We start from the raw sequence: 24,207 nt of genomic DNA, 5'->3' as shown, positions 1-24,207 counted from the left end.
AAAACAAACTATACAATAAAAAATAAACCGACAGAGAATCACTTTACCTATTAATTCTCTATCGGTTTAATAAAATCCTTGAAAGCTCGTTATGTATACACTATATATTTTTCTATTGTAATGATTCTAAATTTTGCTCATTTTCATAAGCAAGATTCGTTTCACCGATTCGTCGAATCGTTCTTTCGAGATACGTCCGTCTTTCACGGCTTTCATAAGGCCATTATAAGCCTCTTGCATGTGTTCGTATTCGTGACATACGAGCAAGATATCGCTACCGGCGAGGATGGATTGTACCGCCATATCGCCAAAGGTATAGTGATTTGCAAGGGCACCCATGTCCATATCGTCCGTTACCACAACGCCGTTATAGCCCAAGTCCTTGCGCAACCAATCCGTAATAATCGCTTTCGATAAACTAGCAGGATGATCTGGATCGATTTGTGGGTACATCGCATGAGACACCATGATTGTATAGGTATTCGGTTTAGACTGTTTGATAAGGTCTATAAATACCTTTGTGTCCTCTGAAAGCAGCGTTTTTCTAGATACAGGAACGATGCTTGTATCCGCGTGCAAGTCTACATCGGTCTTACCAATGCCTGGAAAATGCTTATAGGAATACCACAAGCCCGCTTCATCGTAAGCCTTGCTAACGGCGCCTGCATAGCGAACGACCTCATCAGGGTTCGTACTATAAGAACGGCCATAGGTTAATCCCAAGTCCGCCACAGGAGCAAAGTTAATGTTAAAGCCCAAGTCTTTTAGTTCCGCACCAGACTGTTTTGCTAAGGATACCGCTTGCTCAACAGATGTCTTGCCCAATTCTTCTGCAGGAGGAACCTTGATGAGCTTATCATCCATGCGCGCTACCGCACCACCCTCTTGGTCGATGCCGAGGAACAACGGCGTTAAACCCGCGCTTTTGCCAGCCTTATTAATATCTGCAATGAGCGTTTTAACTTGATACTTGGACTCCATGTTACGGTCGAACAAGATGATACCGCCCACACGGTACTCGTTGAGCATAAATTTAGCGTCATCGTTTAGCGTTGTGCCGTGAATGCCAATCATCAACAATTGCCCCACCTTGTCTGCATCGGACATATTAGCCACTAACTTGTCCACCTTTTGCTCTGGTGAAAGCTCGCTTTGTGCCACGGACTCATAGGTCACAGGCTCTGCCTTTGAAGTAAATGGATTATGTAAACCGCAGCCCGTTGTGAGTGCTAATGCACCAATCATAGTGGCTGCTACGAAACGTCGAAACATGCATACCTCCCTTAAATCTCTAAAAAGTAATATGTATAGTATATCAAAAAATATAAACGAGCCCAACATAATCAATACACGACAAGCAGCAGTATAGTACATGCATCTTACAAAACAAAAAGATTGTTACTCGAAAACCCAACGTGTATATCCATTGAGAGAATCAAATAACAATCTTTATATGTTTCATTTTTGTTGTGTAAACATTATAGTTTACATTTTGGAGTGTAAACTATGTATCTTACATTTTGGATGTGTAAAATGTGTATGTCACATTTCGCAAATTAAATTTTTCCTTGCTCTTTCATTTCCGCTAAGAGCTTTACGATACGAGGCCCACAGCCTTTGCCACCGCAAGCGCCCGTGCCAGCACGAGTTGCTTCTTTTACTTGTGGAAATGTATGAGCACCATCTAAAATGGCTTCTTTAATCGTTTTGCGCGTAATACTACGGCATGTGCACACCTTTGTAAGCTTGTCCAGAATCGCCTCTGGCACTTGATTTTCTTCAAAATTCATATGTAATTCCTCATTTATTCACTTGAATATCTATATACAGTATCAATTTAGTGTATCGATTTAGTGTATCGATTTACTATATCAACAATATCTAGTGATGCACTATAATATTGCTATATCGAAAATTTACGATTTCTGTATTTATTATAACACAATTGAGGAACTACATCGATAGTTTTTAATATAAAATCCAAAGAACAGTCAAAAGTAAAATTGTTACTATAAAAAACGAAAAAAATTTACAAATACATTATATGTAAAGATAAGCTAAATCTATCTATAAACTATAAAAAACTACCATAAAGATATTATCTTTATGGTAGAAACTTTCACAAAATATAATTATAGTATGAGCCCAATAATGGCAAAGTAGATTTTAAATATCGTTTGTTGTAATGGACGAATAACCATGGAAATAATGGGTGTATTAATAAGGATGATAAAGAATAATAAATTAAGCATCCCTAATTGGTAATATCTCATCTGCCACTCTGTAGGCAACCACGGTAAGATAATATTAAAACCAGGCAATGGTGGGAACGGAATCAAACAGAAGATTGATAAGCCAATACTATATAAAATAATATATTGCATAACCATGGCAAGACCTTGGGACTCCATGAGGCCTAATTTTCCAAGGAGCATATATATAAAGGTGAATATGAAGCCTGCTATAAGACCTGCCACAGGACCTGCAAAGGCAAGCAAGCTTATATCACGTCGTGGATCTTTAAAGTAAGATGGATTAATTGACATAGGTTTTGCCCAACCAAAGCCAACAAGAATAATACAGATGGTACCAATTAGATCAAGGTGTGCCATTGGTGACAATGTGAGGCGTCCCGCCAGACGCGGCGTTGGATCACCAAACCAAGTTACTACCTTTGCCTCTGCATATCCAAAGATAGAAAAAACGATCATAATAGCAGGAATACTTGCTAATATCTGAACCGGATTTAAATCAAACATAGAACTCCTTTATTGTTTAGCTTCCCATGCGGTGTAGCCTTCTTGAATGCAACGAAGGGCATTTAAGGTACGAGGATAGCCGATATACGGCACGCATTGGGATGCGATGTTAATCAAATATTGTTTACTGTTCCCTACGTTCAAATTACCCTCTACATGAGCCTTGAGTTGAGCTTCACAGCCACCTTGAGCCGCAAGGAAGCAGAAAGTAATCATTTCACGATGAGCCACGCTAAGGCCTTTACGCGTATAGTAATCGCCGAACATATTGGCAAGCCATTTGTTGATGTGACGAATATCTTCTGGCCCTTCTTGGTAAGAATTACGCATAGGCTCGCCAAAGATTTCCACTTGCTTTTCTACGCCTTTTTCAAGACGAGACTCGCCAGTAATCGTGCTACGAGATGGATCAACAATAGCTTCTCCTCGATAGTCAAAAATCTTATTGGTCACCTTAAAGAATGGGCGCACACGTCCGATGCCAAGATAGGGTACCGCTTGATAAATGAGCTCTACCACTTCATCAGGAATAAGACCAAAGTTTAATGCTGCCGGTAGCATTAATGCATATTCATCAACAGCAGAGGCGCCTACTAATGTTGCAAGAATGGCTAAGAAGCGATCTTTTGCCGGTACATTACGGCCTTCTTCGGTGATGACTTCATCAAAGGCAAAATTATCAAACAATACTTCAAACTCTGGATCAATATAACCTGCTGGGGCTGCAATATCAGGGAACATACGCTCAGTGTAGGCTTGAGCAAATTCAGATTTAGACATAAAAAACCTCCATAAACAACACTGGTGAAAGCCCAAAAGGAGCTTTCACCAGCAATAGTTATGTAATTATTACGATACGGGCCATCAAATTATAACGCTGGGAATTCGAAAGTTGTGCCGTATACTTCTTTCCAAGCAGCCATGAACATATTGAACTCATTTGTTCCAGGTTGAATTTGGTAAACTTGACCATCTGGAGCGTAACGATATACAGTATGTAAGCTTGGATTAACAAGATATTTGAACAATGTAGCTTCCCCGTATTGGTTATTATGCATGTTAATTACATTAACACCAAATACGTTGTTACGGCTGCTATCGATACCTTTAAACTCAGATGCTTTATCAAAGAAATACGTTTCTGTACCATTTGCACTATTTGGAACCTCTGGGTAGTTAGCTAACCCATTCCAGTTTGCTGCGTTTGCAACACCACCTACTAATAATGTACCGGCTAATACAAATGCACCTAATAAATTTTTATTCATAATGATCTCCTTTGTGCCACGAGGGCAAATCATGAATCAGTCATACTCTCACATGACTTGAATACAATACGCTATATGTATAGTATATCACATTTTTAATAAAATTTTTAGATTTCCAAGGTTACAGAATATATGCATATGAGGTTGTATCAAATTAGCCCTTCATGTTCTCTGCTGTTTTTGCGTTTGCATTATCGATTGCTTCTAGTAATTTATTGAGCAACATACGCAATTGACGTGTCTCTTCTACATCAAAAATTGGACCTGACGCTTCAGCCAAGCGGCGTGGTATATGAACAGCTACATCACGTAATTCTTTGCCCGTATCAGTAAGGGTTACCATAACTACGCGTTCATCTTGACGACTGCGTTTGCGTTTCAAGAATGCTTTAGCTTCTAATTTCTTTAAAAGCGGTGTTAATGTACCGGAATCTAGGCGCAATACTTGGCCCAATTCCTTAACAGATAAATCACCATATTGCCACAATGCCATCATTACGATGTATTGAGTATATGTCAAATTTAAAGGATCTAAGTGATTACGATATGCATTAACAATTTCCTTCGCCACTACATAAAGTGGGAAGCTCAATTGGTTTTCCAATCTTAAATATTCTGAATCAGGAACATCTTCTTTATGTTTGTACCCTTCAAGTACACCAATTTCTGCCATATTCTACCTCCATATGCACACAATTATCTACTAATTAATTGTACACAATTTTACGGTAAACAGTCAACGCAAAAAGCCTACTTTGAACAGATATTTTTAAATTTGTCAATTAATTAATATTTATTTTCTTATTCGTTAAGAATTAGGCACTTCTATAGAATTTATGGGTAAAAATCATACCATAAAATTGTTACTTTATTTATAAATTATTTTAATATTAAATTAGAAAGTTATAACTTCTGTTTTCAATGAAATCTTTTTTCGTTGCAGGACCGTCTCCTAATAGATGACTTAGTAAAAATACGCCCCCTACTAGGTCCTTCCTTGTAGTATAATAAAAGAAATTCTATATCAAAGCTAACTTATAATAGGAGGCCTATATGAACACCTTAGAGTGCATCAAAACTCGTCATAGTACGCGTAAATTTAAAGCAGATCAAGTATCTCGAGAACTTATTGACCAAGTACTCGACGCTGGTCGACGCGCTCCATCCGGCGGTAATACACAATTAACACATTTCATGGTCATTACAAACCAAGATGTGCTTCAAGAACTAGTAACACTCATTCAAGAAGAATACGGCAAAATGCCGATTACAGAAAATACTTTACCTTACATGGTGAATATCATTAAGATGTCCTCCGAAGGCAAATTTGTATTCCACTATAATGCACCTGTGCTCATCGTATTAGCTAGTAAAGCAAACTATGCTAATAACTTTGCTGATGTATCTTGTGCTATGCAAAATATGATGCTTGCTTGCAATGAACTCGACCTTGGCAGTTGCTGGGTTAACCAAATCCGTCATCTTCAAGATAATGAACGCATCCAAGCCAAAATGCGTGAACTAGGTCTTAGCGAAGACGAAAAAGTCTACGCTAGCCTCGCTATCGGCTACCCAGATCTACCAAATGACCTTAACCGCCGCGAAATCGAGCCAAAAGGCTATCCTGTAACATACATTGATTAATCGAGACTAGAAACCATCGATTTCATACTATAAATGAAACAAAAGCGCTATCTATCCTACAACTCTATTTGAGTTTCGTTAGGAATAGATAGCGCTTTTTATTGACTATATTATTTTTTAACGCTCACCGATTTAGTAATCAAATCGATGCACACTCCATACTTATATTTATAATGAACTACTATTAAGCCTCAAACACGCGTTTACGTGCTGCTTTCACAAGAACGGAATGATCATCATCTACTACATGGTTAGATTTGTAAGCCCAACGCAATAGTAATGCAGAGTTTGCAACTACGAGAAGGCTCCCTCCGTTATGAACAAGGGCCCCCCACACTGGAGATAAAGTACCAACCATTGCCAAGATGATAGCTACGAAATTCAAAAGCAAGGAGAAAGAAAGATTAATTTTAATAGTAGTCATCATGCGTTTAGATAATGCTACTAAGTGAGGAATTTCCTTTACATTATCGTTTACAAGAACGATATCTGCTGCCTCTACCGCGATATCACTACCAACACCACCCATGGCGATACCCACATCGGATTTTTTAAGGGCTGGTGCATCGTTTACTCCATCGCCAACCATAGCTATGATGTTGCCGTCTTGTTGTAATTGAGCCACTGTATCCATCTTGTCTTCTGGCAAACAGTCTGCAATCACATTGGATACGTTCAATCGTTTACCAATCGTTTTCGCTGTTGCCACATGGTCACCTGTTAAAAGAACAGGCATCACATCAAGTTCGTTTAAGGACTCTACTACGGCGCACGAGGAAACCGTGTTGGCTCGCATTAGAAATAGCCGCCATAATCGCTGCCGGCGTTGCCAATACAAGAGCACAAGGACAGAACACAACGAGAATGGTTACGGCACGAATGATTTCTCCAGTTACCACATAGGTGCCAACCGCGGCCAATAACGCAATCACTACAATCCATGTGGCCCAACGGTCAGCCAAGCTAACGATTTTCGCATTACCTTGTGTCAATAACAAAATATGTACAATTACTCATATACACTCAAAAGTACAGGAAGAATGCGGATTCAATAAGATTATATTATTCATGCATAGCCTCATTACGCAAATGCATGAACAGTTATTCATATATATATTTGCAAATTGATAATTTTTACATAGAAGATATTCTGATATTTTCAACCTATTCAATACTATTTCACCCTAATTAATATTATCCATAATTCAGTTTTCTAATAACTATTTATTATAATAAAAAATTAAGTATAGTCGACTACATACCCTACATGGTATTATTACAAATGACATGTTGTAGAAAGGATGTGTAACGATGTCGATTTTCTCTCCTGCTCCTCATATTGAACGTTTACCAGAGGCGCAAATCGATTCCACCTACAAACGTCTTCGACGCGAAGTCTTTGCAGGTACATTTATTGGTTATGCTACATTCTATTTGATCCGTCAAAACTTTAGTTTAGCTGTTCCGTACATGATTGCTGAGTACGGCTACACCAAAGCGGATCTTGGTATAGTTATGACCATCTTATCCGTAGCTTACGGCGTAAGTAAATTTGTTATGGGTAATGCGTCTGACCGCTCTAACCCAAAATACTTCTCCACAGTAGGTCTATTGCTTAGTGCTTTAGTTATGTTATTATTCGGCACCTTACCAGGTGTTATGAGCAGTATTCCTATCATGTGCGTTCTTGCCTTATTAAACGGTTGGTTCCAAGGTATGGGCTACCCTCCATATGCGAAAAACATGGTAACTTGGTTCTCCCGTTCCGAACGCGGTGCTTGGTGGTCCTGGTGGAACGTTTCCCACAACCTAGGTGGCGGCATCATCGCTCCTCTTGCTACGCTTGGCATCTACCTATTCGGTACATGGCATAGTATCTTCTTCTTCCCTGCCCTTATCTCTATCGTGCTAGCGATTATTACCTTTGTATTGTTGAAAGATACGCCTCAATCTTGTGGCTTACCACCTATCGAAGAATACAAACATGAAGTCGTTCATACACATACAGAAAATGAAGAAAAAAGTACTTTTAAAGAAATCTTCTACAAATATATTTTGCATAATAAATACTTATGGTATCTTGCGATTGCAAATATCTTTGTATACTTCATCCGTTACGGCGTAGTTAGCTGGGCTCCGACCTATTTAACCGCTGTGAAAGGCTTCACAAAAGAAGGTTCCCGTTGGGCTTACTTCTTATACGAATGGGCTGGTATTCCAGGCATGCTCGTAAGTGGCTACTTGAGTGACCGCGTATTCCGTGGCCGTCGTGCTCCAGCTACGATTTGCTTTATGTTATTCGTTATTTTGGCGATCCTCGTGTACTGGTTTAACCCTGCAGGCAATATTCTCATCGATAACTTAGCACTCATCGCTATCGGCTTCCTCATCTACGGTCCTGTTATGATGATTGGCCTTCAAGCAGCAGATATGGTGCCACGCGTAGCAACAGGTGGTGCTACTGGCCTTACAGGCCTTCTTGGTTACCTCATCGGTTCTGCCGGTGCTGGTGCTTTCATGGGTCTCATGGTTGACCTCTACGGTTGGGATGGTGGTTTCATTGCCCTCGTTGGTGCATGTATCCTATCCATCGTATTCCTACTCCTCACCCTTGGAGACAAAGGACAACAATAGAATATGTACTGTATAATACATACCATATAATACGTAATGTAAAATACATACTGTGCAACTCACTGTTGTATATACAAAACTCCCCTAGTAATACTTATGATTACTAGGGGAGTTTAATTATTTATGCGACGCACAAGGAGCCGTTTAATACTTTCAAATTATACACGAGACCGAGTCGCGCCAAGCCGTGCAATGCAGCGGCCGTTACAGGATTGATAGATCCTAACACACCAGCACCGATAATGACAACGTGGAACAAAATGGACACGATGAGTAAACCCAAATGGCATTGTTTCGCCTCTTTTGAAAGCCCCGCTGTTGGAGAGTTTTCATCTACGAGAGAACCCATCATGAGTGCCACAAGAACGAGTTCCAAAGAGCATGGGCAAAGGATAACTAGCAATGTAATGGTATGCATAAAGTTCTGCGTCAATGCATAGGAACCCATGGAAAGCAACATGACAGCCACAACAATAACAGATGAATAATTGTTGATGCCCTGACGCAAGGCTACAAGCTGTGTAGGCATGGTCGGCAACATATCATCATCCAATGTATAATGTACGTCGCCCGTAATAAGCTGCTCTAAGAAAAAGCCACCATGTACGATGAGTCCTACATAAGCCGCCGTATGATAATCTCCGATCGCAATAAGCGCCACCATAGCTATCACGATGAGAAAATTAGCGTGAATCTCTAAATGATCCAAAATACTTTGCACGCTATTGATGAGCAATGGCAAGCCACAAATGATGACCGTTACCCACGCCAAATCAATAGCTGGGTTCATAGGCTCCGTAAGCGCATCTAATATAATAAATAACAAGCCGAGTGCCAAAATAGCCCCCTGCGTACGCAGAGACACCTGCGCTGATAAAGACTGTAAAAACTTCATATAGACCTCTCTATAAATGAAATACCGGCCTTACTTAATCCGGAAATACCTTTTACTTCTATAATTAATACTATTAACACTTATATTGCTAACGCCTAAAATACCTATAGGGGTATCTCTATGGTGTAATCATTATACAAAACATAAAAGAAATATACAAATCAAATTTTTTAATAAATGAAAACCCCTATCTTTAAAAATGGCTTAGCCGTTAAAAGGTCCTAGTTGTGAGCTCTAATTTCTTTATTAAAACGTAGAAAGAACAGGTCCCTAAAAACGACTTAGCTCGCTATGGAGCTCCTTTTAATAGGCACTAGTTGAAGATCCTAATTTCATATAAAAGGAAAAGCCCCTATCTCTAAAAATGACTTAGCCGTAAAGAGGCCTTAGTTGTGAGCTCTAATTTCTTTATTAAAACGTAGAAAGAACAAGTCCCTAAAAACAACTTAGCTCTCTATGGAGCTCATTTTAATAGGCACTAGTTGAAGATCCTAATTTCATATAAAAGGAAAAGCCCCTATCTCTAAAAATGACTTAGCTCGCTATGGAGGCTTTTAGAGATAGGGGCTTTGACCCAAGGTTATGAAATTAGAGCTTCAACGCCTCAATCCATTCTGCTTCTTTAAATCCAACGAGTACTTTGTCTTCAAGAACCAAGATAGGACGTTTTACAAGCATGCCATTAGATGCTAATAAAGCTAGTTTTTCTTCTTCGCTAAGGTTTGGCAATTTATCCTTTAATTGTTGTTCACGGTAAATCATACCAGACGTATTAAAGAATGCTTTCAAATCCTTACCAGATTGTGGATACCAAGCAGCAATTTCCTCAGCTGTAGGGTTTTCGGACTTGATGTCACGATCTGTGTACTTGATGTTATGATCATCTAAGAATTTCTTTGCTTTTTTGCATGTTGTACATTTAGGATATTCAACGAATAACATAGGTTCTCCTTATATCAATATTCAATGTTATAACAACTTACTAATTTAAGATAATTGTACCAAATACATCGAAAATTATCAATCTCTTATTGACAATCTACGGGGTCTAATGAAGCACAATGTGCAATAGAGGATAATACTTCATCCATCCCCTCACTAAGTTTTGCTGTACGCAAATCAACATCCATCTGTAAACGCAAGAAATACCCTTCCGAAACATCAAAGTATTTCGCTAAACGCAACGATGTATCTGCTGAAATAGATCGTGTACCATTCAATATTTCTTGAATCCGTGAAACAGGCACATGTATATCCTTAGCCAATCGATATGCAGATAGTCCTAATGGATCCATAAACTCTTCTTTTAATATTTCACTAATGGTAGGTGTAGGAATAAACTTTTCCATATTAATTTCCTCTCTATTAATGATAATCTACAATTTCTACATCATAAAAACTACTACTATCTTTCACTTTAAAACACAGTCTATATTGACCATTAATCCGCAAACTATACTGACCAAATCGATCTCCTTGCAACAACTCCAAGCGATTACCTGGTGGCCAACGTAAATCTTGTAATGATTCAGCATTATCTAACAATAGTAATTTACGAAGAGCTAACCTTTGTATAAACGGAGAAAAGCGTTTAGAAAAGCTTTGATAGTAAACTTTTTCTGTTTCCTTATCCTTAAATCCGATAATCATAGAATCTCTCTTTCAATTATACCTGTTAAACAGGTATAATTCAATAACATATACTTGATGAATAACTATACATAGAATTAAAATTATTCTACAAATAATTTTAATAAAGAGATTCTATAAAACATCATCTAAATCCTACACTTGAGATGACTCTATTGGCCACCTATTTCGGAATGTAATCAATTTACCCTATCGTCATAATTGAATTAAAACTGTCATTAATTCCCACTTCAACTAAATTAATTTTAAAAAGTAAAAAGACCTACATCCTCGACCGTATCATGTATAAAATACATATTAAAGGTTGAGAGAATATAGGTCTCTTATAAAAATCTATGTATTATTTATAATGCTAGTTATAGCAAAAATGTAAGCCCCATTGCCACGAAGATGGCTGGCAAAAGGTTTGCAATACGTACTTTACCAGGCCAGATGAGGTCGATACCAACGCAGAAAATCAGAATAGATCCAACGTAGGATAGGTTATCGATGGCACTAGGTGTCATCAACGGCGCTGCGATATGTGCCATTGCCGTGATGAGCCATTGCGTAATACCTACAGGAATAAAGGAGAACAGCGCCCCTTTACCCATAGAGGATACCATAACCATAACGATGATGCCGTCAAGGATGCCTTTTAAAAGTAATGTCTGATAATTTCCAGTAAGACCGTCTTGAATAGAACCAAGTACACCCATAGCACCTACGGTAAACGTCAGAGATGCAGTGATAAAGGCGTGCGTAAACTTTGGATCACCAGCGTTGCCAGTGCGAGCTTTCACCCAGTCACCAAACACAGTAATCCAATGATTAAGGTCGATAATTTCACCAATAACGGCGCCTACGACCATGCTAATAATCATCAACAGCGGGCCCGTTGTCTGTAGAGATCCATTGACAATGACAAGCATATACTGCATGGCCCCGCTCATACCGAGGAGGAGCACGATAATACCGCTCACAATCATGAGCGTTTGCTTTAAATTTTCTTTCATAAAGCGACCAAACGCGAGGCCACATAGGCTACCAGCTATGATAAGGCCAATGTTAATGGCCGTTCCCAAACCAATCATATATTTCCCTTCTTTAATTGTGAAAGTAACACTATCAATTTACTTCAGTATAGCAATCATATCGAAATAAATCAATTTATATGGCGTAAAATATATAGTTGAAATTGGATTAATTAAAGTTTTTTAGGACCATACATAGAGCCTGATTAATGCTGCTATAGGTTTTCCTAATACAGTATGACTCCTTTTATAGCATTATATACAGCAAAAAGCCTCTATCCAATAAAGATAGAGGCTCTGTATAGTTTATAGCGTTGAGAGAGAACTAATGATAGACCCGCTTAGGAGAGAGAGAGTATATGTGTTTATATATAAAGCGGGCCGACATGAGATGAGTCGCTATCGCCTCATCGACTTTAGTGTACACCCAATTCCACATAACAACAAATTCAATTATGTAAACACAAGTATGCGCAAAAACTATTGTTAACCGATCTATGCTTATCTCCCTTACGCTTCATCGTCTACAGGTAAACGTATGATATCTGCGGTTTTATTAATCTCCTCAAAGCAAGGACAGTCTTTACCATGATCATTGATGAGGCCACTGGCTTGTAGATGCGAATAAATTGTGACAGGGCCTACAAACTTAAAGCCCCTCGTCTTTAGGTCTTTGCTAATCCGCGTAGATAAACCATTCTTTGTAGGGAAATGACCTTCTGGATGGTTTTCATAAATAATCGTTTTATGATTGGTAAATCCCCAAATATAGTTGCAGAACGAACCAAATTCAGATTGAATACGTTTAAAAGCAGCAGCATTATTGATAATAGCTTCAATTTTAGAACGATGCTTAAGCATCCCTTCCGTCTGCATGATGCGTTCAATATCACTTTCACCATAAGCAGCCACCGCATCAATATCAAAATGATCAAAGCATTCTCGAATGATGTTCCGTTTATTCAAAATCGTAAGCCAACTGAGACCACATTGGAGACTTTCAAGACAAAGATGTTCAAATTGATGTTGGTCATCATGAATTGGTCGGCCCCACTCGTAATCGTGGTAATCCTGATATAAAGGCGTCGTCGGCCATTCACAAGTCGTCATCACACACCTCCATGAGCCCATACGAGGACGTCATACATGAGCGCTACTACGAGGCCCATTACGAGATGACCACCCACATAAAATGGCACTAGATAATAAATGAATAAAAGCAAGGAATGCAAGGCTTTACGAAGCCATACAATCGGCGTAGATGTGTCGCCCCCTACCTTACTATCAAGCCAATTATGGACGGTGTAAATAGGCGTTCCTAAACGGCGAATCCAGTCTGGAGCACGTACCCCAGGATTCAAACCAGGGCAATAGAAGATCACCAAGGGCAACGCCACCACATCAATGACGAGCAATAGGGTTAACATAAAAGCAAACCAATCTAATTCACCTTCCCACGTGAAGGGTTGTGCCATGAAACGGGCACCCCACAAATAGGCTTTATATACGATATACGGTTCTAATAGCCATAATAAGGGCTTCACTACACTCATGGGACTACCTACACCAAACAAAAAATAATAAAAACTACGCATTTGCGTAGTCATTTCATATATACAACATTCCGATTATATCGACTGAATACCAAGGACATAGCGATTTTCTAGGTTAGAAAATCACTTCATACACACCATTTTTAGTCCTTACATACATCGATTTTCATATTAATATTATATCAGATTTTGTAGTTCTTGTGGGATTATATTTTATAAAAATTTTATCAATTTACACTATTTATAGTACTGATTAATAAAAGAAGTCACTATATAAGCCATTTTCTGTAGTCAGCTCTTGTATATTCATTTTTCATCAAAGTCATGACCTCTCTTAATCATGGGCTCTAAAAAATATAGGATTCAAATCAGATAAATTTATTCCAATAATATGTGGCATTTTATACTCATTAACTATGTTATTATAAATGCAGGTAGTAAATACCGTCTCACTTTCTCCTTTTGATAAAAATAGCAAAAAAGGCAGTCCCTAACGTAAACTGTACCTCTCAAAAATTGTGTCCAATTTTTGGGGATACAGCTCAGGGCTGCCTTTTTTGTTTGTCGTTTATTTATCTGTATTTATTTTATCTATCGTCTACACAATCATATGTTATATAGGATCTATCTATTATGCATTCTGCCCTATCTTGCTAAGTAGCTATTAACTAAACAACTATTATTCTATATTTCTATTGTTCTATATTTCTATTGTTCTATAGCCTCTACTACTTCGCCAATGTACATATAATGTGGTTCCCAACGATCATGCCCAGCTTGTGTATATACAGCAGGATTAGATGCGTAATAATCTTTTACCTTTTCTGCCAAATAGGCTTCATCGAATTGGTGTTCATATAGCTTTTTACATACAAAAGTTAACTCTGCTTCTTTGAAAGTTACCCCATCGCCTGCCGCAACTGGCGTTAGTCCAGAATTTGCCACCTTATTTTCGTCGCGGCCAGAATGAGAACCTAAATAACCAAGAGCCTTGCGATAACTTTCAGGGAAAAAGCTAACTGTAAAGGTATCATATTTCGCCATAAACTCTTGAGTGTAACGCGCTGGATGAATGTACACTGTCACCGTGGATATATCGCCACCATTAGGGCCCCATATGTTGCCCATACTGCCCCAACTAACCGTACATGTATTAAAATCATCAAGCATTCCAGCCGTAACAAGAGCCCAACGATTCTCAAACATGGTAAAAGCTTTATAATCCTTTGTTTCAAATGCTTTCATAAGAACCTCCAGTTTATCTCAATTTGACGATATAAATCTTTACCCCTATAATATAGGTAGATAGTCAGACGAGTCATACCGTCAGGCTCATCTCTGAAAACAAAAAAGCTTGAGAAATGGCCTTTCAGTTATCGAATCATCTAAGATAACGAAGGGCTATTTGTCTTTTGTGAGACAAATAAGCGCTATTAAAGCTCCAAAAGCAATAACCACAGTTATCACCTGTAATAAGAGCATGATTATTTCATAATCACTCATAGGCTTATCCCTCCCTTCGATGACGAAGAGAGGCCCAACCTCGTCTAACTATCCTATGCTTATTATATAGCGAACTAATATGCGATACAATAAGCATTATATTATACAAATATATGAATACAGTAATAAAAGCCGAGCTAATTCTATGAATTAAAAGCTCGGCTTTTTTCATAGATATGGTAAGAATATAATCATTTATAAATCAAAATCTTACTGACTTTATCGCCTTTTTGTTCAAATTGTATGCCGTTCATCATATCAGTTCTATATTGTAATAATCCATAAAACCAACGATCATCATAATCAATGTAATCTGGGCGCCCATAAACTTTTAAGACTTTTCTCATAGAGTCTCCCACAGCTATTCCTCTATAAGTTACCGCATCACGATTCGTAATCGATATATACGTAACAGTATTATCCATACCTCCCAATATAGTATTACCAAAAGTTACCCCACCATAGGATAAGCCATATCTAGTTTCCTTTGTTGGTTGGCCTAGACTGGCTTTCACCGCATCAAAAGTACTACCTAATGGAACTCCAAGCACCATAAGTTCTTCTTGTGGCAATCTCTCACCTACATACTGACCAATACTATAATGTCTATATTGCTCAGCTTTCGGCCAATCGTAAGACTGTTTCGCTGCATTTGTTTCAAGGCGATCCCACGTTTTGCTCAACCAACTTGCATCTGTCACATAACTATAACCACTTACCAATTGCAGGCCGATAACAAGCCCCGTAATCATGTATTTTCTTTTCATGTTCTCTCTCCTGAACGATCTTATAAACAACTGAATTACATTTTATCTTTACTTTGCATACGGATTACTTTATTCCGCAGTGTCTCAACATTTGCAAAATCAGAATATTCTACCGTATTACGCAGCTGAATATGAGAATATGGCGTAGCCCCATCAATATAAACTAAGCTCATTATATATACATTCTTGTCATCACGTAAGAATCGATGCATTAAAGACGTTTTTCCTGGTTGATAGTTATCTACTAAAAGACTAGGAACGCCATTATTCCAAACAGATGCTGATTGAATAGGTGCATCACCTATGATTTGACTTTCTGGCTTTATTTCCGAAATCTCGTCAATAAATGAATAGATATATTTATCATCTACTTTTACAGGTTTCTTAGCTACAATAAGTCGGATACCTGATCCACGATAGTCTCTCATTTCGGCAGAGTCCTTTAACGATTTCTGTGCTATTAGTTTGAGCCCTTTAGGAATACGATATGTGAAATTATCCCATTGAATACTTTCACTATAATGATCCATGTCATCTAACGATCGAATCGACGGAATTACATAATTACTCATAACGTGCTCGAGCTTGCCGGTAACAGGCTGATTTTTGTAGCTAAGACCTACCATATATTCTTGATTCGGTTGATTAAATAAACCAACTACAGCAACCATAGCAGGCGTATTCTCACCGAAAGACTCAGTTTCAATAGCCCATTTACCATGTGTGATACCCGGATATGTAAACTCCCCTTTTCGCTCTGATTTTAATTTGCCTAATGCATCATCATAATTCTGTTTTGTACCAATCGCAAAAAATATGGAATTCTCTCTTACAATAGATAAACGTTCACCATCACTGCGTTTTGGGTAATACTTACTTGCTAATAGTAGTCCAGGAACAGATGCCCGAATGTTATTACGCTCATCATGCAACAACACAACTGCAGACTCATTAACAAGTAAGTCCATCAACTTCTCCGAATCGCTTGCTATCTGATTGACTTCATCTCGTGTTAGTCCCCAGTCAGTTACATACATGTCCATGCGTTTTTTAGATTCAGAATGTAATTTTATAACATCACTAGCTCCTACATTGCTCAAGCTACCGGCCCGATAGTTTTCATAGGCATTGGCAGGGATATTCGCATCTGCCCCTGGTATAGGTGGCTGTCCTGCTGGCACTTCTATCTGTACAGCGCTTACATTCATGGTGAAAGCAGCTAGTACAGCCATGATAATCAAACTTTTACGTAACATAAAACCCTCTCTTTTTTCTCTCACATTACAACATAAATAAGCACAACCTTATTAGCATAAGTATACTATGTAAACAAGGCTGTGCCTATTATTAATAATTTTATAATTTAGTATATGTATGATATATCTATAATTGGTATATATAAGGTTTATCTCCATTTGACGATATATCCCTTTATCCCTATAATATAAGTAGATAGTCAGACGAGTAGTGACGTCAGGCTCATCTCACAAACAAATAACATGTAGAAATGGCCTTTTCGTTTTATCTAATTTTCGAAGAAACGAAGGGCTATTTTGCTATTTCTAGACAAATAAGCGCCACAAGTGCTCCAAAGGATATCATGACTGATAAAATCCCAAGGATAATCATAATGATTTTATAACCACTCATAAGCAACCCTCCCTTCAAAAACGAAGAGAGGCCCAACCTCGCCTAACTATCCTAAGTCTATTATAGAACGAACTAATATGCGATACAATAAGCATTATATTATATAAATATACGAATAAACTAATAAAAGCCAAGTTATTCCTAACTATGAATAGCTTGGCTTTTACATTATGTAAATAAGTTAAAAATATATCAGAAATCTAATATGCGTATTTAGGAGCTTTCAAAAGCTAATGAAATATCAGTCCAATAATAATCAGAATCGGAGCCAGGTAAGAAACACAAAAATAACAATAGCTAAAACAATAATAGTGCCATACATTAATATCCCTAGCTTTATAACAAAATCTATACTATAAAAGATAAATGTCCCCACTAAAGATTGGTCTTTCAAAGAAAAGTACCAAGCTTTCACTCTATAATAAATTTTTGGTTTATCAAACGCTGGATATAGTTTCTCATGCCACAAAATAAGCCACGGTAAAACCCAAATATTCCCGAAGGTAAATATCAATACTGGCAAATAATCCCTTAATGGATATGCTTCTAATACATATCGATCATAGAGCAATGTATAGAAAGCCCAAATAGAGATTCCCCAAATAAGTAAAAGCACAAGCTTTATTAGGAGTCCAAAAACAAGTTTTATCTTTAATCTATGTTTATTCACTGTTTTAACCACTCTAGTGCCATACATAAATATTACAACTCATCATCATAAGATAGTCCAAAGATCTTTTTATAGATCAAATTAGGCAATTTATATTTTTCATCACCAAATTCAGCAGGTAGAATCATAGCTTTTAGATTTTCTGCATATATACGTTGTTGGCGAATTTGTCCATTATTGTAATAGGTACCGCCATCATTAACGGTCCCTGTAATTCCTGAACTTCCTTGCTTTGCACGCCAAATAGAGATATATGGGGTCTTATCACCTTGTTTTAAACTTCTATCATGATCATTAATCAAATGGCGCAAAGAACGATCCATTTGGTAATCGTATTGTACTGAAAGTCCTTGAATCATATTCGCAGCAGGCATGGAAACATAAATGACGGCTTCAATACGACGATGGCCATTCGGCGCCGTTACAGACTTAACAGATGAAAGATCCAAATATTTTCCATCTCCTCTTCCAGAGTCAGCACTCGAATCGATGTGTTCAAATCGTTCTGCGTTTAATAAGTCAGCTTGTGATACGGCTTGGATTTGCATTGGCAACACGAGGCAGCTTAGTAACCATAGTGAAAGTAAATATATGCGTTTCATCATCCACCTCATTGGGCCACAATATCATCAAAATGCTGCTGATATACAGATACAAACATAGCATCCGCTATATCATATATAATAGTATTATTACGGTTAAGTGGGACCTTACGCGTATCGTTTACATAATGCATTGGCTTTGTCGCCCCATCAAATGTATATCTCGCTACATCTACCCCTGTCATAGCTAAACCAGACTTACTTTCACTAGCCTCAATCAAAGCCAGCATAGACGGGCTCGGATTCATGATACGAGACGAATGAATAAGTGTCGCTAACGAATAGTTAGTATCATAATCCACGGTGAGCTGTCTCTCATTGATGATAGATTGATAAGACGTATCCATCACAATATAGTAAGTCCCGCGCAAGGAATACTGTGGCGGTGCATAGCGTAGGGCCTCAATCGAATAAGTGTTTAAATAGATATACAAGCCACCACTCTCTATGGGCCCATTAATCGACTGAGAATAAACAAGCTTAAACTGTGGCGACGTTTTCAATTCCTGATAAGTAATTGCCTCTGTAGGCATGGTGAAAGCCAGCAACACAAGAGCTAGCATCAAAATACGTTGAATCATAAAAACCTCTCTCAAAAAATGAATCTTGTCTCTTAATAAAATAAGCACAGTCTTATTAACATAAGTATACTATGCAAACAAGGCTGTGCCTATGATTAATAATTTTATATTTTAGTTCCTAATATATATACATTCTCCAACGTTCCAAGAAACTCCTCTTTGTATTTTCCCCAGTTTTTATGGATAATTAAACTATACTTGATATATGCACCGCAAGTAGTAAGGGTGATTTAGTATGAATCTCTAGATAGTGTAAATTTTTGGAGGTGTCATATGGATTCTCTGACTATTATTTGGGTTATTGTTTGCGCCTATTTATTACTGAATTTATTAGTCGGCGTGTATTGTCATATTCGTGTAAAAGATAGTACTGACTATCTACTCGCAGGTCGTCGTATTGGGGTTCTTATGACGGCAGGCACATTAGCGGCTACAGAAATCGGTGGTGGGAGCACCGTAGGTGTAGCAGCGAAAGCGTATGGTTCGTGGGGCTTATCTGCAGGTTGGTACGTCGTATCTGCAGGGATTGGTGTTATTCTCGTTGCTTTCATCGCACCGCTTTTACGGCGTGCCATGGCAACAACTGTACCGGAGATCATCGGCCGTCGCTTCGGCGCGTCCAGTCATCTCATTACTTCCATTCTGTCCATGCTGGCAACAATTACACTAGCAGGCGTACAGATTACAGCAACTGCAACCATTATTAGCGTTCTCACCGGACTTTCAACAGAGCTCGCCATCCTCATCTGCGGTGCGGTACTCGTAATTTACACCATGTCCGGCGGTATGTGGAGCGTAACGATGACAGACGTTATCCATTTCTTCGTTCTCGTTGGGGGCTTCTCCCTCGCGGTGCCGTTTGTGTTGCACAATGTAGGTGGCTGGGAATCGGTAGTGACAAAATTGCCACCTGAACAGCTAGGCTTTACAAAGGGGGGTTGGAAAACCATCATCGGCCTTGTCATCATGTACTTCATGACATTCTCCACTGGGCAAGAGTCAGTTCAACGGTACTTCGCAGCGAAAAATGAAAGAACGGCCGTTCTCGGTTCTATCATTTGCGGGATTATTATGGCTCTATTCGCCTTTGTTCCTGCCGTATTAGGCCTTGTAGCATTAGCTGAATTCCCCGGAATTGAAGCCAACAATGCAGTGGCAACGGTAGCACTCAACCTCATGCCTCCAGTAATGGCAGGCTTTGTTATGGCCGCTGTCGTATCGGCAACGCTTTCATCAGGCGCAGGCGACCTCTTAGGCGCCGCAACTGTATTTACTAAGGATATTGTGGAACATCATTTTGGTAAAAGCCTCACCGATGCTCAGCTCACTAGATATAGCCGTCTATGTGTGCTATTCCTCGGCATCATCGCTATCATAATCTCCCTCGTAAGCAAAGCCATCATTCCGATGCTCGTATTTGCTTTCACAATGAGATCCGCTGGCCCATTCGCCGCATTCCTACTTGGTCTCACGTGGAAAAATGCAACAGCTGGCGCTGGCATTTGGTCCATCGTGCTCGGCTCCATCGCAGGCGTGTACTGGGAATTCGTTGGCAACCCATATGGCATTATGTCCATCATCTTTGGTTCCATCGTCAGCCTCATCGTCTTTGTCGCTGTGGTATTTATTGAAAGATTCATGGGTAAACCACCGGCTCCACCGGCTATACCTGATGATGTAAAAGAAATATAATCAATTTGTTATAATCTGTGTCTTAATAATAGTCCTAAAAGTGCTATAAAATTACAATTATAAAACCAAAAACTCCTATCGGTGAAAGTCAATAGGAGTTTTCTCATTTTACAATACCCTCATCAAACTGTATGCCATACACGTGTTCATCATAATTTGACGATATATAATAACCTTACTATAATATAAGAAGATAGTCAGACGAGTAGCTACGTCAGGCTCATCTCGGAAAATATAAGATTTTGAGAAATGGCCTTTCAGTTATCTAGTTACACTAGGCAACGGAGGGCTATTTGTCTTTTGTGAGACAAATAAGCGCTATTAATGCCCCAAAGGCAATAACAACCGTTATTACCTGTAATAAGAGCATGATTATTTCATAATCACTCATAGGCTTATCCCTCCCTTCGATGACGAAGAGAGGCCCAACCTCGTCTAACTATCCTAAACCTATTATAGAGCGAACTGATATACGATACAATAAGGAACGAATAATAGAAATATACAGATAAATATATAAGGAAAGCCCGTCTTAGGACGGGCTTTTTAGTATTCATAGGATAGTGATTTATTTATATTTTTGTAGTACTCGATCTGCAAATTGAACGGCTAGACCAAGGTAGTTATGAGGGTCTAGCATATAGTCGATTTCTGTTTCTGTAAAAGCTTCCGTAACCTCTGGTTCAGCCATCAAGGCATCTTTCATTTGTGCTTCTTCTTCATAGGCTTTCATACAGGTACGGTATACGATAGAGTGTGCTGTCATACGGCCCAAACGAGGTGCCAAATGCATCATGATACATTCGCTCATCATCAAGCCACGTAGTTTGTATAGGTTTTGTTCCATATGTTTTGGATATACAATAAGATTTTCTAATACGTCTTTAGATTTTTCTAAAGCAGCAGCCAATAATTCACAGGCTCTTGGGATGGATTCCCATTCTGTTAATAAGCATCCCCAATCGCGTTCATTTTCACAGATCATGGCTTCCGTAATACCAGGTGCAATGGTACGTACGCTACGGCAGACGGCGATAATGTTTTCTAATACTTGAGGATTACGTTTATGTGGCATAGTAGAGGAACCAACTTTACCCATAAAGAACGGTTCTTCTAACTCAAGAATTTCTGTACGTTGTAAGCTTAAAATCTCATGAGCGATGCGGCCTAATGTACCGGCACATAAAGCTAGTGTACTAGCAAACTCTGCTTGGCTATCACGAGCAACATGCCAGGAGATGGTCGGTTGACCGAGCCCCAAAATTTCCATCATGCGTTGTTGTGTTTCTAAGCCTTTTTTAGGTTGTGATGCTAATGTACCAACCGCACCAGACATTTGCCCCACAAATACACGTTTTTCAATCTCTTCTAACCGTTGAATATCGCGCCCCAATTCATCGGCCCATACAGCTACTTTATAACCTAATGTAATCGGCAACGCATGAATAACATGAGTACGACCACACATAATGGTATCTTTATATTTTTTTACAAGATTGAGTACATGTTGTTGGCACACTTTCATATCTCGTAAGATAATTTGGTATGCCTCTTTCTCTTGCAAGATAAGACCTGTATCGACAATATCTTGGCTTGTGGCTCCCCAATGGACATATTCGCCTGCATTATCTGGCAGGATTTCTTTGAAAGCTCTCAACAAAGGAACAATGGTAATAGAGGATTTGTAGAACTCGCCAATCTCATCAATATTAAGAGCCTTAGCATCAGCATATTTAACGATATCTTCAGCTTGAGTTTTAGGAATGACACCGAGCTCACCTTGTGCCTGTGCAAGAGCTGCCTCGGTATCTAACCATTTCTGTACAAGATTTAGATCGCTAAATACACGTCTCATTTCATCAGTACTAAATAATGCACCAAACACTTTACTATCGATTACTGTGCTTGCCATAATATGCCCCTCCTATTCTCCAACTACATCATTGAATTGCACACCATACACATTCACATATGCGGTTTGCCAAGAGTATACCTAATGCAAATTATGTTGCTTGAATCACTATACTTTATTATACATCTTATTATTAAATTTAATTGTCAGTACTCAAAAATAAATCCGTTCAAGAATACTAATCTAATACAATTGTACATATTCATCTTAATTTGATGATATACCTTTATCTCTATCATATTAAAAAATAATCAGACGAGTCGTAACGTCGAGCACATCTCGAAAATAATGAAATCTTAGGAAATAGCAAATGATATTTATCCTTTGAAAGCTCCCCAATCTTATACACACTAAATAATAAATATAATTACTTAATATATTATAAATATCACTTATTTTATTTCAATAATCCACCCCTCATTTTAAGAGAGAAAGTAACAAAACCTTAAGTATTTATAATACAAAACAATTAAACCCTTAGATTATACATAAGGCACTACCTACAATAATAAGGTAGTGCCTTTCGGTCCCCTAAAAGGGGTTATTTAATTTAACTTTGACAATAACATCATCACTAATAAAATGCTACAAGCCAATTCGTTTCCGACCCCTAATGAGGATTATTTAATTTAACATACAGATGGTACGGCTCATGTATACACTTATAATCCATGGAAGTTTCCGTCCCCATCAGGGGATTATTTAATTTAACCTGCTTTAAAATGGGCGGCGTCCATATGGATTATTGGATCCATGTTTCCGTCCCCTAATGGGGATTATTTAATTTAACATGTAAACGGAATGCACTTTATGATTCCCAAGACTGCAGCTGAGTTTCCGTCCCCATCAGGGGATCATTTAATTTAACTTTAATAAATGTAAAAAACATAGTTGCAGTTATTGCTATTCTGTTTCCGTCCCCATTAGGGGATTATTTAATTTAACTCTTCGATGCAAAATAAACGAATGGTTAAAAGATATTTTGGTGTTTCCGTCCCCATTAGGGGATTATTTAATTTAACTCTATGATTTCTCAATTGACGATATAATTTTAGAAGACTATACGTTTCCGTCCCCATTAGGGGATTATTTAATTTAACTCTAATGCTTTGAATGTAGCAATTAGATCTTTTGTAATAGAGTTTCCGTCCCCATCAGGGGATTATTTAATTTAACCCTGTCTTTGAAACAACAGATATTTACTGGTTCCAAAATGCAAAAAACGGCGGAGATTACAAATTAATCTCAAAAAGCACTTTAGCAAGTTAAAATAACATCGTTAAACCGCACCACTATCACAACGGCGCAGATTTAATTTCTCAGGAGTTAAATTCTAGACCCATTATATCATATAAGAAAATAGATAATACAATAATAGAATCATCAATACAAAACATCAAGCTCTGAAATACTT

Annotated in this window: 24 protein-coding genes and 1 CRISPR repeat array; of the genes, 3 read left to right on the top strand and 21 right to left on the bottom strand. The window is 38.3% G+C overall.

Translation table 11 applies throughout. From position 1 onward, the window contains the following. Positions 1-126: 126 nt before the first annotated feature. The 6 genes from HMPREF0873_RS04545 to HMPREF0873_RS04520 form a co-directional block, all read right to left on the bottom strand. Positions 127-1,272, bottom strand: coding sequence for a glycoside hydrolase family 3 protein (locus HMPREF0873_RS04545; RefSeq protein WP_008714658.1), 1,146 nt, complete (start codon positions 1,270-1,272; stop codon positions 127-129). 284 nt (positions 1,273-1,556) lie between these two features. Continuing rightward, positions 1,557-1,790 carry a (2Fe-2S)-binding protein gene (locus HMPREF0873_RS04540; RefSeq protein WP_004694527.1) on the bottom strand — a complete coding sequence of 78 codons (234 nt, stop codon included), beginning with the start codon at positions 1,788-1,790 and terminating at the stop codon, positions 1,557-1,559. 342 nt (positions 1,791-2,132) lie between these two features. Continuing rightward, complete coding sequence (locus HMPREF0873_RS04535) at positions 2,133-2,759, bottom strand: site-2 protease family protein (protein ID WP_008714657.1); 627 nt, start codon at positions 2,757-2,759, stop codon at positions 2,133-2,135. A gap of 9 nt (positions 2,760-2,768) precedes the next feature. Continuing rightward, on the bottom strand, positions 2,769-3,539 hold the full coding sequence (locus tag HMPREF0873_RS04530; RefSeq protein WP_008714656.1) for a carboxymuconolactone decarboxylase family protein: 771 nt from the start codon (positions 3,537-3,539) through the stop codon (positions 2,769-2,771). An 89-nt stretch (positions 3,540-3,628) separates the two neighbouring features. Continuing rightward, positions 3,629-4,027: a hypothetical protein gene (locus tag HMPREF0873_RS04525; protein ID WP_038125650.1), complete on the bottom strand. Its 399-nt coding sequence runs from the start codon at positions 4,025-4,027 to the stop codon at positions 3,629-3,631. 154 nt (positions 4,028-4,181) lie between these two features. Beyond that, positions 4,182-4,700: a MarR family winged helix-turn-helix transcriptional regulator gene (locus tag HMPREF0873_RS04520; protein WP_008714655.1), complete on the bottom strand. Its 519-nt coding sequence runs from the start codon at positions 4,698-4,700 to the stop codon at positions 4,182-4,184. 380 nt (positions 4,701-5,080) lie between these two features. Here HMPREF0873_RS04520 and HMPREF0873_RS04515 point away from each other — a divergent pair, with 380 nt between their 5' ends. After that, positions 5,081-5,671, top strand: coding sequence for a nitroreductase (locus tag HMPREF0873_RS04515; protein ID WP_008714653.1), 591 nt, complete (start codon positions 5,081-5,083; stop codon positions 5,669-5,671). A 184-nt stretch (positions 5,672-5,855) separates the two neighbouring features. Here HMPREF0873_RS04515 and HMPREF0873_RS04510 read toward each other — a convergent pair whose 3' ends face one another. Together HMPREF0873_RS04510 and HMPREF0873_RS10060 are read right to left on the bottom strand one after the other, a co-directional pair. Further along, positions 5,856-6,467, bottom strand: a complete 612-nt coding sequence (locus HMPREF0873_RS04510) for an HAD-IC family P-type ATPase (RefSeq protein WP_232192010.1) — start codon at positions 6,465-6,467, stop codon at positions 5,856-5,858. After that, entirely contained in the window at positions 6,412-6,669 is a 258-nt protein-coding gene (locus tag HMPREF0873_RS10060; protein ID WP_038125646.1) for a cation-translocating P-type ATPase, read from the bottom strand. The genes HMPREF0873_RS04510 and HMPREF0873_RS10060 overlap by 56 nt, the downstream gene beginning before the upstream one ends. 313 nt (positions 6,670-6,982) lie before the next feature. Between HMPREF0873_RS10060 and pgtP the strand changes: the two genes are divergently transcribed. Next, the gene (pgtP, locus tag HMPREF0873_RS04500; RefSeq protein ID WP_004694513.1) at positions 6,983-8,305 is read left to right on the top strand and encodes a phosphoglycerate transporter protein PgtP; all 1,323 of its coding nucleotides are present in this window, start codon (positions 6,983-6,985) and stop codon (positions 8,303-8,305) included. Between the two features lie 121 nt (positions 8,306-8,426). On the opposite strand, the gene HMPREF0873_RS04495 is transcribed toward pgtP, so the two are convergent. The 12 genes from HMPREF0873_RS04495 to HMPREF0873_RS04435 all read right to left on the bottom strand — a co-directional run bounded on the left by HMPREF0873_RS04495 (position 8,427) and on the right by HMPREF0873_RS04435 (position 19,189). Then, on the bottom strand, positions 8,427-9,200 hold the full coding sequence (locus HMPREF0873_RS04495; RefSeq protein WP_008714651.1) for a hypothetical protein: 774 nt from the start codon (positions 9,198-9,200) through the stop codon (positions 8,427-8,429). Between the two features lie 588 nt (positions 9,201-9,788). Continuing rightward, the gene (locus tag HMPREF0873_RS04490; RefSeq protein WP_005384960.1) at positions 9,789-10,142 is read right to left on the bottom strand and encodes a Spx/MgsR family RNA polymerase-binding regulatory protein; all 354 of its coding nucleotides are present in this window, start codon (positions 10,140-10,142) and stop codon (positions 9,789-9,791) included. A gap of 86 nt (positions 10,143-10,228) precedes the next feature. Beyond that, positions 10,229-10,549, bottom strand: coding sequence for a HigA family addiction module antitoxin (locus tag HMPREF0873_RS04485; protein ID WP_008714649.1), 321 nt, complete (start codon positions 10,547-10,549; stop codon positions 10,229-10,231). A 16-nt stretch (positions 10,550-10,565) separates the two neighbouring features. Beyond that, positions 10,566-10,850, bottom strand: coding sequence for a type II toxin-antitoxin system RelE/ParE family toxin (locus HMPREF0873_RS04480; protein WP_004694505.1), 285 nt, complete (start codon positions 10,848-10,850; stop codon positions 10,566-10,568). A 356-nt stretch (positions 10,851-11,206) separates the two neighbouring features. Continuing rightward, a complete protein-coding gene (locus tag HMPREF0873_RS04475; RefSeq protein WP_008714647.1) occupies positions 11,207-11,923 on the bottom strand; it encodes a DUF554 domain-containing protein in 717 nt (238 codons plus the stop codon). A 450-nt stretch (positions 11,924-12,373) separates the two neighbouring features. Beyond that, the gene (locus HMPREF0873_RS04470) at positions 12,374-12,973 is read right to left on the bottom strand and encodes a DNA-3-methyladenine glycosylase I (RefSeq protein ID WP_038125644.1); all 600 of its coding nucleotides are present in this window, start codon (positions 12,971-12,973) and stop codon (positions 12,374-12,376) included. Then, a complete protein-coding gene (locus HMPREF0873_RS04465) occupies positions 12,973-13,416 on the bottom strand; it encodes a hypothetical protein (protein WP_038125642.1) in 444 nt (147 codons plus the stop codon). The genes HMPREF0873_RS04470 and HMPREF0873_RS04465 overlap by 1 nt, the downstream gene beginning before the upstream one ends. A gap of 708 nt (positions 13,417-14,124) precedes the next feature. Then, positions 14,125-14,661, bottom strand: a complete 537-nt coding sequence (locus HMPREF0873_RS04460; RefSeq protein WP_008714640.1) for a flavin reductase — start codon at positions 14,659-14,661, stop codon at positions 14,125-14,127. A 449-nt stretch (positions 14,662-15,110) separates the two neighbouring features. Then, entirely contained in the window at positions 15,111-15,686 is a 576-nt protein-coding gene (locus HMPREF0873_RS04455; protein WP_038125639.1) for a TonB-dependent receptor, read from the bottom strand. Positions 15,687-15,721: 35 nt separating this feature from the next. Continuing rightward, complete coding sequence (locus tag HMPREF0873_RS04450; protein ID WP_038125637.1) at positions 15,722-16,942, bottom strand: hypothetical protein; 1,221 nt, start codon at positions 16,940-16,942, stop codon at positions 15,722-15,724. A gap of 1,096 nt (positions 16,943-18,038) precedes the next feature. Then, on the bottom strand, positions 18,039-18,608 hold the full coding sequence (locus tag HMPREF0873_RS04440; protein ID WP_004698206.1) for a hypothetical protein: 570 nt from the start codon (positions 18,606-18,608) through the stop codon (positions 18,039-18,041). Between the two features lie 8 nt (positions 18,609-18,616). Then, positions 18,617-19,189, bottom strand: a complete 573-nt coding sequence (locus tag HMPREF0873_RS04435) for a hypothetical protein (RefSeq protein ID WP_004698313.1) — start codon at positions 19,187-19,189, stop codon at positions 18,617-18,619. 273 nt (positions 19,190-19,462) lie between these two features. Here HMPREF0873_RS04435 and HMPREF0873_RS04430 point away from each other — a divergent pair, with 273 nt between their 5' ends. Further along, a complete protein-coding gene (locus tag HMPREF0873_RS04430; protein WP_008714635.1) occupies positions 19,463-20,881 on the top strand; it encodes a sodium:solute symporter in 1,419 nt (472 codons plus the stop codon). Between the two features lie 568 nt (positions 20,882-21,449). Here the strand turns inward: HMPREF0873_RS04430 and purB are convergent. Next, on the bottom strand, positions 21,450-22,793 hold the full coding sequence (purB, locus tag HMPREF0873_RS04425; RefSeq protein WP_008714633.1) for an adenylosuccinate lyase: 1,344 nt from the start codon (positions 22,791-22,793) through the stop codon (positions 21,450-21,452). A 520-nt stretch (positions 22,794-23,313) separates the two neighbouring features. Further along, positions 23,314-23,969: direct repeats of the CRISPR family, unit length 18 nt; unit sequence GGGATTATTTAATTTAAC. Between the last annotated feature and the right edge of the window lie 238 nt (positions 23,970-24,207).

Source organism: Veillonella sp. 3_1_44 (genome assembly GCF_000163715.1).
GTDB classification, from domain to species: Bacteria; Bacillota; Negativicutes; order Veillonellales; family Veillonellaceae; genus Veillonella; species Veillonella parvula_A.
The sequence above is the reverse complement of the archived record's forward strand: the minus strand, read 5'-3'. Positions and strand labels throughout refer to the sequence as shown.

Coding starts and splice junctions, on each gene's coding strand:
- HMPREF0873_RS04495 (WP_008714651.1), bottom strand. CDS start 9,200: ATGAAGTTTTTACAGTCTTTATCAGCGCAGGTGTCTCTGCGTACGCAG.
- HMPREF0873_RS04545 (WP_008714658.1), bottom strand. CDS start 1,272: ATGTTTCGACGTTTCGTAGCAGCCACTATGATTGGTGCATTAGCACTC.
- HMPREF0873_RS04440 (WP_004698206.1), bottom strand. CDS start 18,608: ATGAAACGCATATATTTACTTTCACTATGGTTACTAAGCTGCCTCGTG.
- HMPREF0873_RS04455 (WP_038125639.1), bottom strand. CDS start 15,686: ATGAAAAGAAAATACATGATTACGGGGCTTGTTATCGGCCTGCAATTG.
- HMPREF0873_RS04485 (WP_008714649.1), bottom strand. CDS start 10,549: ATGGAAAAGTTTATTCCTACACCTACCATTAGTGAAATATTAAAAGAA.
- HMPREF0873_RS04465 (WP_038125642.1), bottom strand. CDS start 13,416: ATGAGTGTAGTGAAGCCCTTATTATGGCTATTAGAACCGTATATCGTA.
- pgtP (WP_004694513.1), top strand. CDS start 6,983: ATGTCGATTTTCTCTCCTGCTCCTCATATTGAACGTTTACCAGAGGCG.
- HMPREF0873_RS04490 (WP_005384960.1), bottom strand. CDS start 10,142: ATGTTATTCGTTGAATATCCTAAATGTACAACATGCAAAAAAGCAAAG.
- HMPREF0873_RS04480 (WP_004694505.1), bottom strand. CDS start 10,850: ATGATTATCGGATTTAAGGATAAGGAAACAGAAAAAGTTTACTATCAA.
- HMPREF0873_RS04450 (WP_038125637.1), bottom strand. CDS start 16,942: ATGTTACGTAAAAGTTTGATTATCATGGCTGTACTAGCTGCTTTCACC.
- HMPREF0873_RS04515 (WP_008714653.1), top strand. CDS start 5,081: ATGAACACCTTAGAGTGCATCAAAACTCGTCATAGTACGCGTAAATTT.
- HMPREF0873_RS04470 (WP_038125644.1), bottom strand. CDS start 12,973: ATGACGACTTGTGAATGGCCGACGACGCCTTTATATCAGGATTACCAC.
- HMPREF0873_RS04430 (WP_008714635.1), top strand. CDS start 19,463: ATGGATTCTCTGACTATTATTTGGGTTATTGTTTGCGCCTATTTATTA.
- HMPREF0873_RS04435 (WP_004698313.1), bottom strand. CDS start 19,189: ATGATTCAACGTATTTTGATGCTAGCTCTTGTGTTGCTGGCTTTCACC.
- HMPREF0873_RS04525 (WP_038125650.1), bottom strand. CDS start 4,027: ATGAATAAAAATTTATTAGGTGCATTTGTATTAGCCGGTACATTATTA.
- HMPREF0873_RS04460 (WP_008714640.1), bottom strand. CDS start 14,661: ATGAAAGCATTTGAAACAAAGGATTATAAAGCTTTTACCATGTTTGAG.
- HMPREF0873_RS04535 (WP_008714657.1), bottom strand. CDS start 2,759: ATGTTTGATTTAAATCCGGTTCAGATATTAGCAAGTATTCCTGCTATT.
- HMPREF0873_RS04520 (WP_008714655.1), bottom strand. CDS start 4,700: ATGGCAGAAATTGGTGTACTTGAAGGGTACAAACATAAAGAAGATGTT.
- HMPREF0873_RS04530 (WP_008714656.1), bottom strand. CDS start 3,539: ATGTCTAAATCTGAATTTGCTCAAGCCTACACTGAGCGTATGTTCCCT.
- HMPREF0873_RS04540 (WP_004694527.1), bottom strand. CDS start 1,790: ATGAATTTTGAAGAAAATCAAGTGCCAGAGGCGATTCTGGACAAGCTT.
- purB (WP_008714633.1), bottom strand. CDS start 22,793: ATGGCAAGCACAGTAATCGATAGTAAAGTGTTTGGTGCATTATTTAGT.
- HMPREF0873_RS04510 (WP_232192010.1), bottom strand. CDS start 6,467: ATGCGAGCCAACACGGTTTCCTCGTGCGCCGTAGTAGAGTCCTTAAAC.
- HMPREF0873_RS04475 (WP_008714647.1), bottom strand. CDS start 11,923: ATGATTGGTTTGGGAACGGCCATTAACATTGGCCTTATCATAGCTGGT.